Here is a 15,257-nt window from a genome sequence, read left to right on the forward strand (position 1 = left end):
TTGTTTTGCCCGCAGGAAAGTTTCAGGCCTGGCAGTACATAGCCAAAAACCCCGAACAGGGTGGCCTGTCGGGGCATATCCATGAAGGTATGTCGCAGATTAATCCGCGGCGCCGCCTCCAGCTTTACCCATTGAAGTACCGACCTGAGTAATGCGTCGCCGCCCATGGACTTCATACTCGCGCTCTTGTTCTATCGAGCCCGGTTTACGCATTGTCAGTTGCGCGTACAGCCCGTCTTTCTTGTCGTAGTTGCCGAAATGGTCGTTCAATCTGGCGACAAAACATTCATTACCGATATGCACCGGAAAGTCGGCGATCGTTTCGACCACATAATAGCCCGCGCCATAACCGTAATACTCCTCGGGTTCCTCTGCTGACGCAGGAATAGGGCACAGCGGTTTTCTTTCCCCGCCAGTGTCGGAGGAGTCTTTACCGACCGTGGCCAGACCTTTTGCAAGTGCGCGGTGGAGTTCCGGATTCAGCGTGTAAGGCGTCTTGTGGTCTTCTTTCGTCTGGGTACGGGGAATGCTGAGTTGATAGCGATAGTTAACCGTCAGCGTGGGCACTTCGACATTGACTTGCAGCGGGCTGAGTAAATAGACCTGATCAACGCCATAGTTGCTGTCGCGATAGGCGGCGTAGACCTTGCCACGAATGCTGATCCAGTTAACTGCCTGATTGGCGCCCCGACCACTGATGGAATACAACGAACTGCCGACCCCCGATTCCTCGCCAAGTGCAGCGGTTCTGCGAATGAAGCGGTCCCCATCACGGCGATAGGTTTCGTAGAAACTGAACAGCCCCGTGCCACCGGTGTAAGTCTGGACAACCAGATCGCGTTGGCCGTCTTCGTCCAGATCCAGCAGGTTGAACGTGGTCTGCCCCTGCTCGGTGTCCGCGTCCAGGTTGGACGCCTGCAGGGCCTTCCACTCACTTTGGGTAACACCCTTAGGGATGTTCTTCGGGAAGTGGGTTTTTTCGGCGTATTCACCCTCATCTGGTTCTGCGTCAAACACAGTCAGTGGACTATGGATCGCTAAAGAAGCGAGCGTCCGTTCCAGGGCAAACTGCGGATCACTTTTGCTCGCCGCTCGAATACGCTTTTGCAGATCGTCCAGCGCTTGTTCGTCACTGTCGTTCGGCTTGTAGACAACCGCTTCCTTCCATTGCGCTTTTAATACTTGCAGGCGCTCGCGATAACGTTGTTCAAGGCAAGAGACATCATCCGTGCACTCATCGCGGGTGTTTAGCCACTGACGTTGCGACACCTTTAGTTCAGGTTTAGCGTCTGCTGAAACCTTCATCAATCCGCGGTAAACCGTACCCATCTGCGCGTCCAGCTCATGCAACTGGTTATTCGCGCAAATGGTGTTTTCGACGGCATTTGCCGCTTTTGTGCAATCCATTCCAGCCGCCATTGCCTGCTGAATAAACAGCAATACACAGGCGGACACGATGCCGCGTCCTTTGATGTACACGAAGTAAGTCCCGTATTGAGTAGTTGTACCGGCGCGCAGGGTAATCGTTGGACGAGGAATCTTGAAGTGCCGGCTTCAGGGAACCGCACTTCTGGCCGATAACCCATTCGGTGACTTAAAAGTCGCGCGAAATCGCTTGATAGCATTTGGCCGCCAGCTATCATCTGCGCGCCTGAAATTGCCCTCACTTCAATTGCCTGGAAATCTTCGATGCTGTCGTATCACCAAAAGAGTTTTCTGATCGTCGATGATTTCTCGGATTTCCGCAGTTCCGTTCGCTCAATGCTGCGCGAGCTCGGGGTCAAGGACGTCGACACCGCCGACACCGGCGAGCAGGCGCTGAAGATGTGTGCGCAGAAGTCCTATGATTTCATTCTGCAGGATTTCCATCTCGGCGACGGCAAGAAGAACGGCCAGCAGGTACTCGAAGACCTGATGCTGGAAAAGCTCATCAGCCATGAGGCGGTATTCGTCATGGTCACCGCCGAGACCAGTCAGGCGATGGTGCTCAGTGCCCTGGAGCACGAGCCCGATGCTTACCTGACCAAACCGTTCAACCGCTCTGGCCTGGCCCAGCGCCTGGAGCGTCTGGAGCAGCGCAAGACATTGCTCAAACCGATTCTGCAAGCCCTCGATCGCGGCAAACCGGTTGAGGTGCTCAATGCCTGCATCGCTCTGTGCAAGCAGGACATTCGTTATTCGCCGCTGTGCCTGCGCTACCGTGCCGATGCATTGCGCGACATGAACCAGAATGAAGCGCTGGAGCGTCTTTACGACAGCATCATCGCTGACCGACCGCTGCCATGGGCGTTCGCCGGGCTGGGCAAATTGTTGTTCAAGCGCGGTCAGGTGGCACAGGCCAAAGGTGTTTACGAAAAAGCCTTGAAGGTGTTTCCGATGATGCCTTCGCTGTATGACGGCATGGCCGACGTGCTGGTGTCCGAAGGTGACACCAAAGGCGCACAGCAGGTGCTGGAAGAGGCGATTCGTCTGTCGCCGTTGGCGGTACGTCGCCAGGCCTTGCTCGGCAAACTGGCGATGGCCAACGAAGATTTCGACACCGCCTCGCGCGCCTATCGGCAAGCCGTGGCGCAAGGCGCACAGTCGCGATTCAAGGATCCGGAAAGTAACCTTGGGCTGGCCCATGCGCTGATCAGCAAGGGCAGCGAGCGCGGTCTCGACACGCGCACGCGGCTGGAGATCAACACTACGCTCAGTGCCGTGGCCAAAGAGAACCCGACTGATCCGGGCCTGCAGATTCGTGCGCGTCTGATGAAGGCCACCAGCCTGCTGCTCAATGATGCCGAGACCGCCGACAAGCTCACCGAGCAGGCGTTGATGCGCCTCGACGGCATGGAGCAGTTCATGAGTCCGGAGGCGGCGCTGCTGGTCGCCAAGCAACTGCAAATGCTCGGTCAGGCCGAGGCGGGCACCTCGATGCTCAAGAGCTGCGCGGAAATCTATGGCGACGATCCGGCGGTGATGAAAGACATCGCCAAGCTGACCGACGACCCGACTATCCTCAGTTCCAGTAACGCCGCTGCCGATCTCAACCGTCAGGGCGTACGCGTGTACAAGACCGGCAATCTGGTGGAGGCCCGCGAGGTGTTCCGCAAGGCGCTGAAGATGCAACCGAAGAACATCAGTATCGCGCTGAACATGGCCCAGTCGCTGCTGCACGGCACCGACACGTCGGTGCCGTCGGCGGAGCTGGAAGAATGTCGGGCCTGCCTGAAAATGGTTGGCCTGATGCCCGACACCGACGCGCGTCATGCGCGTTATCAGAAGCTGAAAAGCAAGGCGTTTGGCGAATGAATCACGACCCGCAGGCTTTGGATTTTTCCACGGTGATCGCCTCCACCGTCCACGACATGAAGAACTCGCTGGCCATGCTCATGCAGGCCCACAGCCAATGGCTGGCGCGTTTGCCTGAGGCGCAGCGCCAAGGCGCGGAGCCGGGCGTGATCGACTTCGAGTTCGCCCATCTCAACGGCATGCTGGTGCAGTTGCTCGGGCTGTATAAGCTCGGCGTCAACCAGCTGCCACTGCAACCGGCCTATCACGAGCTCGATGACTTCATCGAAGCGCAATTGGCGTCGCATCAAGAGGTGTTCGCCAGTCGCGGCATCGTCGCTACTTATGAGGTTGATCCGCTGAGCCCGCTGGGGTTCTTTGATCGCGAGCTGGTCGCCTCGGTGCTCGGCAACTGCATCAACAATGCGATTCGCTATGCCCGCGAATCTCTGCTGATTACCGTCAGCGACGAGGCCGGGCAACTGGTCCTGAGCATCAACGACGACGGCGACGGTTACCCGGCCGAGATGCTTGAGCGTCAGGCCGATTACGTGCAGGGCATCAACCACAGCAGTGGCAGCACCGGGCTCGGTTTGTATTTCGCCAACCGCATCGCAGCGCTGCATCAGCGCAACGGTGTTGAAGGTCGCACGGAAATCCGCAACGGCGGCCCGTTGGGCGGCGGCATATTCAGCCTCTACCTGCCCTGAACGCATGCCTTGTGTAGGAGCTGCCGAAGGCTGCGATCTTTTTATGTTGTTCTTGAAAGCAAGATCAAAAGATCGTCCGATCGCGGCCCGAGCCTTCGGCAGCTCCTACAGAGGGCGCTTTCGAGTGTGGTTATTTTGTGTGACGCTGCTTGATATTGCGAACAGCCGAAGCCTATTTTGTACGAGTCGCCGTTCGCGGCTCGCACAATAACAAGGATAGCGTCATGACAACCGATGGCCAGCGTTCACTCGCACAGCGATTGACGGGCATTGATGAGATTGAATGTGTCACGCCGGATTTGAATGGCGTGCCGCGAGGCAAGGTAATGACCGCTGAGGGTTTCCTCGAAGGGCGGCGTTTGCAGCTGGCGCGTGGTGTGCTGCTGCAATGCATCATGGGTGGTTATCCCGCGGCGCGGTTTTACGGCAGCGATGACGGCGATCTCGCCCTGATTGCCGAACCGAGCCAGATCCATCGCTTGCCGTGGAGCGACGATCCGCGTGCCCTGGCCATTTGCGACGCCGATGAACTAACCGGCGAAAGCTCCAATCTGTCGACCCGTGGCCAGTTGAAGAAGGTCATCGCACGTTACGCGGCGCGCGGTCTGGCGCCGGTGGTGGCGACCGAGCTGGAATTCTTTATCTTCGCCCCCAACACCGACCCGACCCAACCCTTTCGCCCACCAGTCGGCCTCGACGGTCGTCGCGAAGATGGCCAGTCGGCGTTCAGCGTCAGTTCCAACAACGGTCTGCGTCCGTTCTTCAGCGAAGTCTACAAATGCATGGCCGCCCTCGGCCTGCCGCGCGACACTTTCATGCACGAAATGGGCGTCAGCCAATTCGAGATCAATCTGCTGCACGGCGATCCGTTGCTGCTGGCCGATCAGACGTTTCTGTTCAAACACCTGCTCAAAGAAGTCGCGCTCAAGCACGGTCTGACCGTGGTGTGCATGGCCAAGCCGCTGGCGCATACGCCGGGCAGTTCGATGCATATTCACCAGAGCATCGTCGACATCAACAGTGGCAAGAATGTCTTCAGCGACGAAAACGGCCAGCCGACGGCAATGTTCCGCCACTTCATCGGTGGGCAGCAGGCGGGCATGGCTGAGTTCACCGCATTGTTTGCACCCAACGTGAACTCCTACCAGCGCTTGTGCCATCCCTACGCATCGCCGAACAACGCCTGCTGGTCCCATGACAATCGCGCCGCCGGCTTGCGTATTCCCGCCAGTTCGCCGGTCGCTCGTCGGGTCGAAAACCGTTTGCCAGGCGCCGACGCCAACCCGTATCTGGCGATTGCCGCCAGTCTGGCTGCGGGCTTGCACGGTATCGAGCATGAGCTGGAGCCGACTGAAGCCATTCAAGGGGAGTTCGAGGTGCCGGACAACCTTTCGCTGCCATGTACCTTGCATGCCGCGCTTGATCGTCTGAAACGTAGCCAATTGGCGAGGGAACTGTTCGGACAGGAGTTCATCGAAGGCTACATCGCTTCGAAGACCATGGAGTTGACCAGCTTCTTTGATGAAATCACTCCCTGGGAACGGCGTGTTCTAGCAGCCCAGGCCTGACGAACTGTCGCCATCGGGCTATCGTTTTGATAGCCCGGTATTCACTGCAAGGAGCCGCTCGGAACGCCGATGCGCCAAATCTGGAAATCCTTTCGAGCGCTGTATTTCGCCTCGCTGATGATGTTGATCGGCTCGGGCCTTCTCTCTACTTACCTGGCGTTGCGCCTGGCCGCTGACCATGTCGATGGGCTGTGGGTCGGCGCGCTGATGGCGGCCAACTATTTCGGTCTGGTGCTGGGCGGCAAGATTGGCCACCGGCTGATTGCGCGGGTCGGGCATATCCGGGCGTATTCGGCGTGTGCCGGCATTGTCGGGGCGGCGGTGCTCGGTCATGGTCTGGTCGATTGGCTGCCGGCATGGCTGGTACTGCGGACCATCGTCGGTCTGGGCATGATGTGCCAATACATGGTGATCGAAAGCTGGCTCAATGAGCAGGCGGACGCCAACCAGCGGGGGTTGGTGTTCAGTGGCTACATGATCGCTTCGTATCTTGGCCTGGTGCTGGGCCAACTGATTCTGGTCATGCACCCGGGCCTGGGCCTGGAGCTGCTGATGCTGGTCGCCCTGTGCTTTGCGCTGTGCCTGGTCCCGGTGACATTGACGCGACGGATTCACCCGGCGCCGCTGCATCCGGCGCCGATGGAGCCGCGCTTCTTTATCAAGCGCGTGCCGCAGTCGCTGAGTACCGTGCTCGGTGCCGGTCTGATCATCGGTTCGTTCTACGGTCTGGCACCTTTGTATGCCTCGCAGCAAGGGCTGTCGACCGAACAGGTCGGTTTGTTCATGGGTAGCTGCATCTTTGCCGGTTTGTTGGTGCAGTGGCCGTTGGGCTGGTTGTCCGACCGTTACGACCGGGCCTTGCTGATTCGCTGTTTTGCCGGGTTTCTGGCGGTCGCGGCGTTGCCGTTGGCGATCATGCCGCAGGTGCCGCTGGAGGTGTTGTTCATTGTCGGTTTCTTCTGTTCGCTGGTGCAGTTCTGTCTGTATCCGCTGGCGGTGGCCTTCTCCAATGACCACGTCGAGGGTGATCGCCGGGTTTCGCTGACGGCGATGCTGTTGGTGACCTACGGTGTCGGTGCGAGCATCGGGCCGTTACTCGCGGGTGTGCTGATGAAGCTGTTTGGCAGCCAGAGTCTGTATGCGTTCTTCAGCTTCTTTGCCTTGGTGCTGGTGTGGCGAATCCGCCCGAAAGCCGTGACCAACTTGCATCAGGTCGACGATGCGCCGCTGCATCACGTGGCAATGCCGGACAGCATGTCCAGTTCACCACTGGTGGCTGCGCTGGACCCGCGCGTGGATGAGCAGGTAGTGCAGGATCAGATGCAGAACACCGTGGCACCGGAGCCTGAGTCGCAACCTGATCCGGAGCCTGAGGTGCAGCCTGAACCTGCGGTCGAGACTGGTGCGGATGACGACAGCGATAAACCGACACCGGACATCAGTGGTGGCAGACCTTGATATCCTGGAGTCGCAGCCATCAGTAGTGAGCCTATGACTCTGCAGTGAACAGAGTCCCAGCAGTCGACCACAGTCTCTGTGGCGAGGGGATTTATCCCCGTTCGGTTGCGCAGCAGCCGCCAGCCATTCAATGCGATCAGTCAGGAGAAATGCGGGGTCAGTATTTGGGGCCGCTTCGCAGCCCATCGGGGATAAATCCCCTCATCACAGGGAGCTCATTGCTGTCGGATCATTGGAGCAGGTACAAAAAAGGGCAGTCCCGCCAAGGACTGCCCTTCTTGTTTGCGCGTCTGAATCACATGTCGTCTTTGTCGAAACGCCGTGCTTCACGCTGCAATTGATACACAAAACGCTCAACGTTGCGGGCAGCCTGGCCACTGATGTTGTGGAAGCGCAAACCGGCAAAGGTGATGTTGAGTTTTTCTTCGAAGTGCAGATAACGCAGTTCGACGGAGGTCGGCTGGTTACCGAACAGTGGCGGGGCGATCAGGCGATCGTAGACCTGGCCCAGTTGCAGGCGGTCAGTGATGTCGCCTTCGAAGCGCAGTTTGCAACCGGTGGCGGAAATATCCAGCAGCTTGCCGTTGATCGGCGACTTGAGCTTTTCGCCGCCGAGTTCAACGCTGACCAGATCGGTCAGTTTCAGCGCTGCGCGAAAGGCGTTGCGACGCTGGTGGTAGACCACTTCGGTCGGCAGCTCGCCGGTGTAAAAGCGATCACCTTCGGACTCTTCGATATTCAGCGTACCGTCGCATTCCCAGGCGATGCGCACGCCATCGTGGAAGCCTTCGACCTTGAACGGCTCACCGGCCTGCAAGAAACGCTCGCCGTCGCGCGGGATCATTTCGTCCAGAGCGATCGTCCCGGTGTCACGGTCGACCTTGATCAGGTAACTCTGGAAACGCTGGCTGCGCTCGTGGAAGGTGATGATCAGCGGATCATGGCTTTCTTGCAGCTGGCGCAGGTTGCTGGAGATTTCCAGAGGTGTGGTGAGCACCTTTGGTGGCTGCGGAGCATCATCCGCGCTAAGGACGTTGGACACGTTGAATCAATCTCCAGACAAAATTTGACTACGACTAGCCAGCATTTTGCCAGCATGTTTCGCAGGTTGATAGAGCGCAGGCATCGAACGGCTCACGCCTGACTGAGCGCGCGCGGCTTCGCAAGCTTGGAGAAGGCACCGCTGGCGTCGTAGAGCGCTGGCGGCTCGCCGCCGGTGAGGATCTTCAGCTGATTGGCCGTGGCGGCCTGCTGGACCAGGATCGATTGGCCATTGTTGACGTTGGCCGCCTGGCATTGCGCGATGAGGTCGGTGAGGAAATCGCTCTGGCTGAGCAATTGTTCGCCAATGCTCGATTGGCTGGCCAATTGCTCAAGCCCCTGCCGATTGGGCGGCAGGTTAAGGCTGGCGAGGATCTCGCTGCGTTTGCGGCCATGCTGTTCGAGCAGAATGATCAGCGCCTGTTTGCGTGCCAGAACTTCTTCCAGCAGGGGCATGTCACGACCGTGCAAAGCGAGGGACTCGGTTTGCAATAACTCCAGCAATTGTTGAGCTGGAGCAAAGTCGTCGATGATCAGTTGCAATAAATTAGTGTCGTGCATGGCTGGCCTTGGGTTTTAAGCGTCCAAAAGCCTGGCGCTGGCGTTGGCCTAGCGCTGGGCTTCGAAGTTGAGCAGTTTGCTGGCTACACGGTTGCTGTCGACTTTATAGCTGCCATCGGCAATCGCGGCTTTCAACTCGGCCACACGGGCTTTGTCGACAGCAGGTTGATCGCGCAGCTTGTCAGTGACCTTCTGCAACTGTTGAGCCTCATTGCTGAGGTGTACCGATTCCCCGCTTTTTGCGGTACTGGCCGGTTCGGCCTGGGTATTCAGCGGCGCGGAGGTGCCGGTTTCGGCGGTGTCCTTGGCGTTGCTGGTACGTGTACTGCCCGTAAGTGACGAGGAGCTGTTCAAACGGCTGAAATCGATGACCATGATAAAAACCTCTGGGAATTTGGACGCTTGCCATGTTTTCGGCCATCCCCTGGAAAACTTTAGGCGCATTTACCAACGAACCTTGCATGCGCCGGCGCGAGTCCTGCTGCGGCACAGTTTAGGGAACAGCCGGGATCAGCGCCAGTTTTCTACATCGCTACTTCCACTTGGCCTGGCGCGGTGACTTGCGCCTTGATGACCCGTTGGGAGTTGAGGTTTTTCACCCTGATCTGTTCTTTCAATCCGCCGTTGGACAGGGCTTCGCCCGGCATCCGTACCGCCAGCGTACCGCTGCGGGCGGTAATCACCACTTGATCGCCTTTGCGAATGACTTCGGCCTGTTCCAGATGCACCAGGGTAATCACCTGATCGGCGACCGTTGGTCGGGTTAATTTTTGCCCGATCGCTTCGTCCACCGAGGTCAGAAAGCCCTGATTGATCAGGCTGACGTCGCGTTCGCGCAAGGTCACGTCTTGCGGTTCGATAATTCCGGCACGCTTGAGTGGCCGGGTGGTGGTGACAATCTCGCGAAACAGGCGGACTTGAGCGGGCACGAACACGGTCCAGGGTGAGGATCCTTCACAGCGAACCTTCACGGTTACCCGGCCCAAAGGACGTGCCGGGCTCTCCAAAGTGGCTGTCAATTCCTTGTCGCACATAGGCATGCGCATACGTGGATCGAGTTGCTTGACCTCGATTTCATAGCGGCCTTCGGTTTGACTGGTGGCCAGATAGTCTTCTACGGTGAACTCAAGAAAGCCCTGAGTGACGCCGATAAGCATGTCAGGCAAGGTAACCGCATCAGCAATGGCAGGACTGCCAGCAAAAAAGCAGCAAATGGCGCACGCGGCACAGAGCCCTCTGCGGAGGGGCGATGTCAGGCGTCGGAAAAATGTCGTTTGAGCGTTCATACGAGTTAAAAAGCAAGCGCCGTGCCGTTTAGCAATGAATGTGCGTCGCAACAACACTTGGCGTTGATGTAGGAGTCTGGGCATGGCTGGTGTAATGGATTCGGTGAACCAGCGCACGCAACTGGTGGGGCAGAATCGCCTGGAGCTGTTGTTGTTCCGTCTTGACGGTCAGCAGCTCTATGGAATCAACGTGTTCAAGGTGCGGGAAGTGCTGCAATGCCCGTCGCTGACGTTGATGCCCAAGTCCAGTCCTGTCGTGTGCGGGGTGGCGAATATTCGAGGGGCGACCATTCCGATCCTGGATCTGGCAATGGCGACCGGCTCGGGTGCGTTGAAAGACAAGAACAATCCGTTCGTGATCATCACGGAGTACAACACCAAGACCCAGGGTTTCTTGGTCCGCTCGGTGGAGCGCATCGTCAACATGAACTGGGAAGAGATTCATCCGCCGCCCAAGGGCACGGGTCGCGATCATTACCTGACCGCTGTGACTCGGGTGGACAATCAGTTAGTCGAAATCATCGACGTCGAGAAAGTGCTGGCGGAAGTTGCGCCGACACCGGAAGCGATTTCGGTGGGCGTGGTCGATGTCGAGACCCAGACCAAGGCGTTGTCGCTGCGGGTCTTGACGGTCGATGACTCGTCAGTGGCGCGCAAGCAGGTCACGCGTTGCCTGCAGACGGTCGGCGTCGAAGTGGTGGCGCTGAACGACGGCAAGCAGGCGCTGGATTACTTGCGCAAGCTGGTCGATGAGGGCAAGAAGCCGGAAGAAGAGTTCCTGATGATGATCTCCGACATCGAGATGCCGGAGATGGACGGGTACACCCTGACGGCCGAGATCCGCGCTGACCCGCGCATGCAAAAGCTTCACATCATCCTGCATACTTCGTTGTCCGGGGTATTCAATCAGGCGATGGTCAAGAAAGTCGGTGCCGATGACTTCCTGGCCAAATTCCGTCCTGATGACCTGGCATCCCGGGTAGTCGACCGGATCAAAGCAGCAGATATCAGCTAAGGGCGTTTTGCCCTTGGCGGTCAACACGATTTAAGAGGCGGCATCATTGTCTACGGGTAATTTGGATTTCGAACAGTTCCGGGTCTTCCTGGAAAAAGCCTGTGGCATTTTGCTCGGTGAAAACAAGCAGTACCTGGTCTCGAGCCGTCTCAACAAACTGATGGAGCAGCAAGGCATCAAATCCCTGGGTGAGCTGGTTCAGCGCATCCAGACCCAGCCGCGCAGCGGTTTGCGCGAGCAGGTGGTCGATGCCATGACGACCAACGAAACCCTGTGGTTTCGTGATACCTATCCGTTTGAAGTCTTGAAGAACAAGGTACTGCCTGAAGCGATCAAGGCCAGCCCCAACCAGCGTCTGCGGATCTGGTCGGCAGCCTGCTCGTCGGGCCAGGAACCGTACTCGCTGTCGATGTCGATCGACGAGTTCGAGCGCAGCAACCTGGGCCAGTTGAAGATGGGTGTGCAGATCGTTGCTACTGATTTGTCCGGCCTGATGCTGACCAACTGCAAGACGGGCGAGTACGACAGCCTGGCGATCGGTCGCGGTTTGTCGCCGGAACGTCTGCAGCGTTACTTCGACCCGAAAGGGCCGGGGCGCTGGGTGATCAAGGCGCCGATCAAGAACCGCGTGGAATTCCGCTCGTTCAACCTGCTCGACAGCTATGCCGCGCTGGGCAAGTTCGACATCGTGTTCTGCCGCAACGTGTTGATCTACTTCTCTGCCGAAGTGAAGAAAGACATCCTGTTGCGCATTCACAGCACGTTGAAGCCGGGCGGTTATCTGTTCCTTGGCGCTTCCGAAGCGCTGAACGGTTTGCCGGACCATTACCAGATGGTGCAGTGCAGCCCGGGGATTATTTACCAGGCGAAATGATTGCATCGGCAACAGCAAAAAACGGCAGGCCTGCAAAGGCCTGCCGTTTTTTTATGCCTCTCACATCCCCCTCTGTAGGAGCTGCCGAAGGCTCGGGCCGCGATCGGACGATCTTTTGATCTTGCTTGTGATGCAGCAAAAACAGGATCAAAAGATCGCAGCCTGCGGCAGCTCCTACAGAGGGAGGTGTTAACAGGAAGAAGCGGCAGAAAAGCGGCATTCGGCGGAAACCGGTTGCCGCTTTTCTGGCATTGCCGCTTTGCCGATTGCCCGCGAAGCCCCGGTTTACGGGGTTTTTTCGCTTTGGCACGCCGCTTGCTAAAGCTCAGTTACGAAAAACCGGTCACCCGAAGGTTCCCGACATGAGCATCAGCTTCGATAAAGCGCTCGGCATTCACGAACAAGCCCTGGGCTTCCGCGCCCAGCGCGCTGAAGTCCTGGCCAACAACATCGCCAACGCCGATACCCCGAACTACAAGGCTCGGGATCTGGACTTCTCCAAAGTGCTGGAAGCACAGACCGAGAAAACCAAAAAAGGCGGCAACTTTGCCCTCAACATGACCAACAGCCGTCATATCGAGGCCGAAGGTCTGGGCAATGGCGACGAATCGCTGATGTATCGCACGCCGATGCAGCCTTCGATCGACCAGAACACCGTGGACGCCCAACTGGAACAGTCGAACTACGCGGAAAACGCCGTCGGCTTCCAGGCCAGCTTCACCCTGCTCAACAGCAAATTCAAAGGGCTGGTGTCAGCCCTGCGCGGAGAGTAATCCATGTCCCTGTCCAGCGTTTTCAACATTGCCGGCAGCGGCATGAGCGCACAAACCACGCGTTTGAACACCGTGGCTTCGAACATCGCCAACGCCGAAACCGTCTCGTCGAGCATCGACCAGACCTATCGCGCCCGTCACCCGGTATTCGCCACCATGTTCCAGGGCGGCCAGAACAGCGGCAGCAACTCGCTGTTCCAGAGTCAGGACGCAGCGGGGCAGGGCGTGCAGGTACTCGGTGTGGTCGAAGACCAGAGTAACCTCGAAGCGCGCTACGAGCCGAACCATCCGGCCGCCGACGCCAAGGGCTACGTCTACTACCCGAACGTCAACGTGGTGGAAGAAATGGCTGACATGATTTCCGCGAGCCGTTCGTTCCAGACCAACGCCGAAATGATGAACACCGCCAAAACCATGATGCAGAAGGTACTGACCCTCGGTCAGTAATAAGGGGCGACTGCCATGAGTGTTTCCGATTCCACCAGCGGCGTAAGCATTAAAGACGTACTGGCCAACTCTTCGGTCAAGACCGGGACGACCACTGATGGTCTGGCTGCGGCCACCAACAGTGCCACCGGTAAACAGGCCCTGGGCAAAGATGCGTTTCTGCAATTGCTGGTCACCCAGCTGAAAAACCAGAACCCGCTCGACCCGCAGGACAACAGTGAGTTCGTCGCTCAGTTGGCGCAGTTCAGCAGCCTGGAAGGCATCACCACGCTGAACTCCACCGTCAGCGGTATTGCCGGCAACTACAACTCGTCGCAAGCATTGCAAGCGTCGTCGCTGGTGGGCCGTTCGGTCATCGCCCAGACCGACAAGGCGGTGGTCGATACCAGCAAGAGCCTCAACGGCACCGTGGTGGTTCCGGCTTCCGGCGCGGTCTCGCTGTCGATCAAAGATGCCGACGGCAAAGTCGTGCGCACCATCGACATGGGCAACCAGACCGCTGGCAATGCCGGTTTCATCTGGGACGGCAAAGACGCGTCCGGTGCGGTCGCGGCAGCGGGCACTTACACGTTCACCGCCAGCGCCACGTACGACGGCAAGGCGACTTCGCTGGTTACGTATCTGCCGGCCACCGTTAACAGCGTGACCATCAGCCAGACCGGCGGTGAGTTGATGCTGAACCTGGCGGGCCTGGGCAGCGTCGCGCTGTCCAAAGTACAAACCATTGGTATATAGAGCCGACTAACCGGCACAAAGGAGTGGAATATGTCTTTCAATATCGGCCTTAGCGGTCTCTATGCAGCCAACAAACAACTGGACGTGACCGGTAACAACATCGCCAACGTCGCGACCACCGGTTTCAAATCGTCCCGTGCAGAATTCGAAGACGTGTACTCGGCCACGCGCCTGGGCACTGGCAGCAAGACCGTCGGTAACGGCGTGCGTCTGGCCAACGTGTCCCAGCAGTTCGGTCAGGGTGACGTGAACAACACCGGTAACGTGTTGGACATGGGTATCCAGGGCAACGGTTTCTTCATCCTCAGCGACAACGGTTCGCTGAGCTACACCCGTGCCGGTGCGTTCAAGACCGACGCTGAAAACTATGTAGTCGACAACAACGGCAACCGTCTGCAAGGTTACGGCGTTGATGCCAACGGCAAGATCATGACCGGCGTGCTGACCGACCTGAAGATCGACACCTCGGCCCTCAAGCCGAACGCAACGTCGAAGATCGACCAGACCATGAACCTGAACTCGGAAGACACCAAGCCAACGGTGGCGCCGTTCAGTCCGACCGATCTGAACAGCTACAACAAGCTGATTTCGACGCCGGTCTACGACACTCAGGGTAACGAGCACCGCATGGACCAGTACTACGTGAAAACGGGTACCAACGCCTGGAGCGTCTACACCTACATGGATGGTCGTACCCCATCGGATCCGACCAACAACGTCTTGACGCCGATGACTCACGACATCACCTTCAACTCTGATGGTTCCATCGCGACCTTGACGGCGGGCACTGGCTGGGTCAAATCCGGCAACACCCTGACCATGAACGGTTGGATTCCTGGTGTGGTGACCAACGCGACGACCTCGCCAGTGACCTGGGGGCCGAACGGTTCCAAGGCCAACAGTACCGGTATCGCCTTCAACACGGCGTTGACCACTTCGTATAACGCTCCGACGGCGCGCACTGCGCAGTATCAGGACGGTTACGCGACTGGGCAGATTTCCAGTCTGACCATCGATTCGACCGGTGTGATGACGGCTAACTTCAGCAACCAGCAGACCAAGGCGATTGGTCAGGTGGCGGTGGCGAGCTTTGCCAACGAGCAGGGTTTGCAGCCGATTGGCGGCACGCGCTGGAAGGAGACTTTCGCGTCGGGTGTGGCTGGGGTTGATGCGCCGAAGACCGGTACGTTGGGCTCGATCGTGTCGAACTCGCTGGAAGAGTCGAACGTTAACCTGACCAATGAGCTGGTGGATCTGATCAAGGCGCAGAGTAACTATCAGGCGAACGCCAAGACCATTTCGACTCAGAGCACGATTATGCAGACCATTATTCAGATGACCTGATTTGGGTTTTGGGTTTTGGTTTGTGGAAGGGGCCCCTCGGTTGAGGGGCTTTTTTTTGGGCTTGGATTGGGGGGATATCCGTTGCTGCGGTAACGGCGGCTTAGGGTTCCGCCCTGACGGCGGGTCACTTTTTCCAGACGCCGAAAAAGTAACCAAAAAGGCTTGCTCCTAC

General features: G+C 58.0%; 17 protein-coding genes. 10 read left to right on the forward strand and 7 right to left on the reverse strand.

Going from position 1 to position 15,257, the window contains the following annotated elements; genetic code table 11:
- Positions 1–99 precede the first annotated feature (99 nt).
- The gene (locus PMI37_RS18645; RefSeq protein ID WP_008083681.1) at positions 100–1,479 is read right to left on the reverse strand and encodes a lysozyme inhibitor LprI family protein; all 1,380 of its coding nucleotides are present in this window, start codon (positions 1,477–1,479) and stop codon (positions 100–102) included.
- A gap of 210 nt (positions 1,480–1,689) precedes the next feature.
- Between PMI37_RS18645 and PMI37_RS18650 the strand changes: the two genes are divergently transcribed.
- The 4 genes from PMI37_RS18650 (at position 1,690) to PMI37_RS18665 (ending at position 7,009) form a co-directional block, all read left to right on the forward strand.
- Positions 1,690–3,294 (forward strand): tetratricopeptide repeat-containing response regulator, encoded by a 1,605-nt coding sequence (locus PMI37_RS18650; RefSeq protein ID WP_008083682.1) that lies wholly within the window; start codon positions 1,690–1,692, stop codon positions 3,292–3,294.
- Positions 3,291–3,983: a sensor histidine kinase gene (locus PMI37_RS18655; RefSeq protein ID WP_008083683.1), complete on the forward strand. Its 693-nt coding sequence runs from the start codon at positions 3,291–3,293 to the stop codon at positions 3,981–3,983. Before PMI37_RS18650 ends, PMI37_RS18655 begins: the two co-directional genes overlap by 4 nt.
- 326 nt (positions 3,984–4,309) lie before the next feature.
- The gene (locus tag PMI37_RS18660) at positions 4,310–5,551 is read left to right on the forward strand and encodes a glutamine synthetase family protein (protein WP_177323322.1); all 1,242 of its coding nucleotides are present in this window, start codon (positions 4,310–4,312) and stop codon (positions 5,549–5,551) included.
- A gap of 69 nt (positions 5,552–5,620) precedes the next feature.
- Positions 5,621–7,009, forward strand: a complete 1,389-nt coding sequence (locus PMI37_RS18665) for an MFS transporter (protein ID WP_008083685.1) — start codon at positions 5,621–5,623, stop codon at positions 7,007–7,009.
- Positions 7,010–7,304: 295 nt separating this feature from the next.
- On the opposite strand, the gene PMI37_RS18670 is transcribed toward PMI37_RS18665, so the two are convergent.
- From PMI37_RS18670 to flgA, 4 genes are all read right to left on the reverse strand, one after another.
- A complete protein-coding gene (locus tag PMI37_RS18670; protein WP_008083686.1) occupies positions 7,305–8,051 on the reverse strand; it encodes a flagellar brake protein in 747 nt (248 codons plus the stop codon).
- Between the two features lie 92 nt (positions 8,052–8,143).
- The gene (locus tag PMI37_RS18675) at positions 8,144–8,611 is read right to left on the reverse strand and encodes a flagella synthesis protein FlgN (protein WP_008083687.1); all 468 of its coding nucleotides are present in this window, start codon (positions 8,609–8,611) and stop codon (positions 8,144–8,146) included.
- A 48-nt stretch (positions 8,612–8,659) separates the two neighbouring features.
- Complete coding sequence (gene flgM, locus PMI37_RS18680) at positions 8,660–8,986, reverse strand: flagellar biosynthesis anti-sigma factor FlgM (protein ID WP_008083690.1); 327 nt, start codon at positions 8,984–8,986, stop codon at positions 8,660–8,662.
- A gap of 149 nt (positions 8,987–9,135) precedes the next feature.
- Entirely contained in the window at positions 9,136–9,897 is a 762-nt protein-coding gene (gene flgA / locus PMI37_RS18685; protein ID WP_081500519.1) for a flagellar basal body P-ring formation chaperone FlgA, read from the reverse strand.
- Positions 9,898–9,979: 82 nt separating this feature from the next.
- Between flgA and PMI37_RS18690 the strand changes: the two genes are divergently transcribed.
- Both PMI37_RS18690 and cheR read left to right on the forward strand, forming a co-directional pair.
- Positions 9,980–10,912, forward strand: a complete 933-nt coding sequence (locus PMI37_RS18690; protein WP_008083695.1) for a chemotaxis protein CheV — start codon at positions 9,980–9,982, stop codon at positions 10,910–10,912.
- A gap of 46 nt (positions 10,913–10,958) precedes the next feature.
- Positions 10,959–11,786, forward strand: coding sequence for a protein-glutamate O-methyltransferase CheR (cheR, locus tag PMI37_RS18695; RefSeq protein WP_007917583.1), 828 nt, complete (start codon positions 10,959–10,961; stop codon positions 11,784–11,786).
- Here cheR and PMI37_RS31885 read toward each other — a convergent pair.
- Positions 11,767–12,096 carry a hypothetical protein gene (locus tag PMI37_RS31885; protein WP_157173097.1) on the reverse strand — a complete coding sequence of 110 codons (330 nt, stop codon included), beginning with the start codon at positions 12,094–12,096 and terminating at the stop codon, positions 11,767–11,769. The two genes, cheR and PMI37_RS31885, sit on opposite strands and share 20 nt — an antisense overlap.
- 52 nt (positions 12,097–12,148) lie before the next feature.
- Here PMI37_RS31885 and flgB point away from each other — a divergent pair, with 52 nt between their 5' ends.
- Genes flgB through flgE form a run of 4 tightly spaced genes read left to right on the forward strand, consistent with a single transcriptional unit; the run spans position 12,149 to position 15,085 of the window.
- Positions 12,149–12,559 (forward strand): flagellar basal body rod protein FlgB, encoded by a 411-nt coding sequence (flgB, locus tag PMI37_RS18700; RefSeq protein ID WP_008083696.1) that lies wholly within the window; start codon positions 12,149–12,151, stop codon positions 12,557–12,559.
- A gap of 3 nt (positions 12,560–12,562) precedes the next feature.
- Positions 12,563–13,006: a flagellar basal body rod protein FlgC gene (flgC, locus tag PMI37_RS18705; protein WP_003227217.1), complete on the forward strand. Its 444-nt coding sequence runs from the start codon at positions 12,563–12,565 to the stop codon at positions 13,004–13,006.
- 15 nt (positions 13,007–13,021) lie between these two features.
- Positions 13,022–13,741 (forward strand): flagellar hook assembly protein FlgD, encoded by a 720-nt coding sequence (gene flgD, locus PMI37_RS18710; protein WP_008083697.1) that lies wholly within the window; start codon positions 13,022–13,024, stop codon positions 13,739–13,741.
- 30 nt (positions 13,742–13,771) lie between these two features.
- Positions 13,772–15,085: a flagellar hook protein FlgE gene (flgE, locus tag PMI37_RS18715; protein WP_008083698.1), complete on the forward strand. Its 1,314-nt coding sequence runs from the start codon at positions 13,772–13,774 to the stop codon at positions 15,083–15,085.
- On the opposite strand, the gene PMI37_RS32265 is transcribed toward flgE, so the two are convergent.
- Positions 15,073–15,257 (reverse strand): hypothetical protein (locus PMI37_RS32265; protein ID WP_238552716.1); only part of this gene is annotated, 185 nt, incomplete at its 5' end. The genes flgE and PMI37_RS32265 overlap by 13 nt on opposite strands.

It is taken from the genome of Pseudomonas sp. GM80 (genome assembly GCF_000282515.1).
GTDB lineage: Bacteria > Pseudomonadota > Gammaproteobacteria > Pseudomonadales > Pseudomonadaceae > Aquipseudomonas.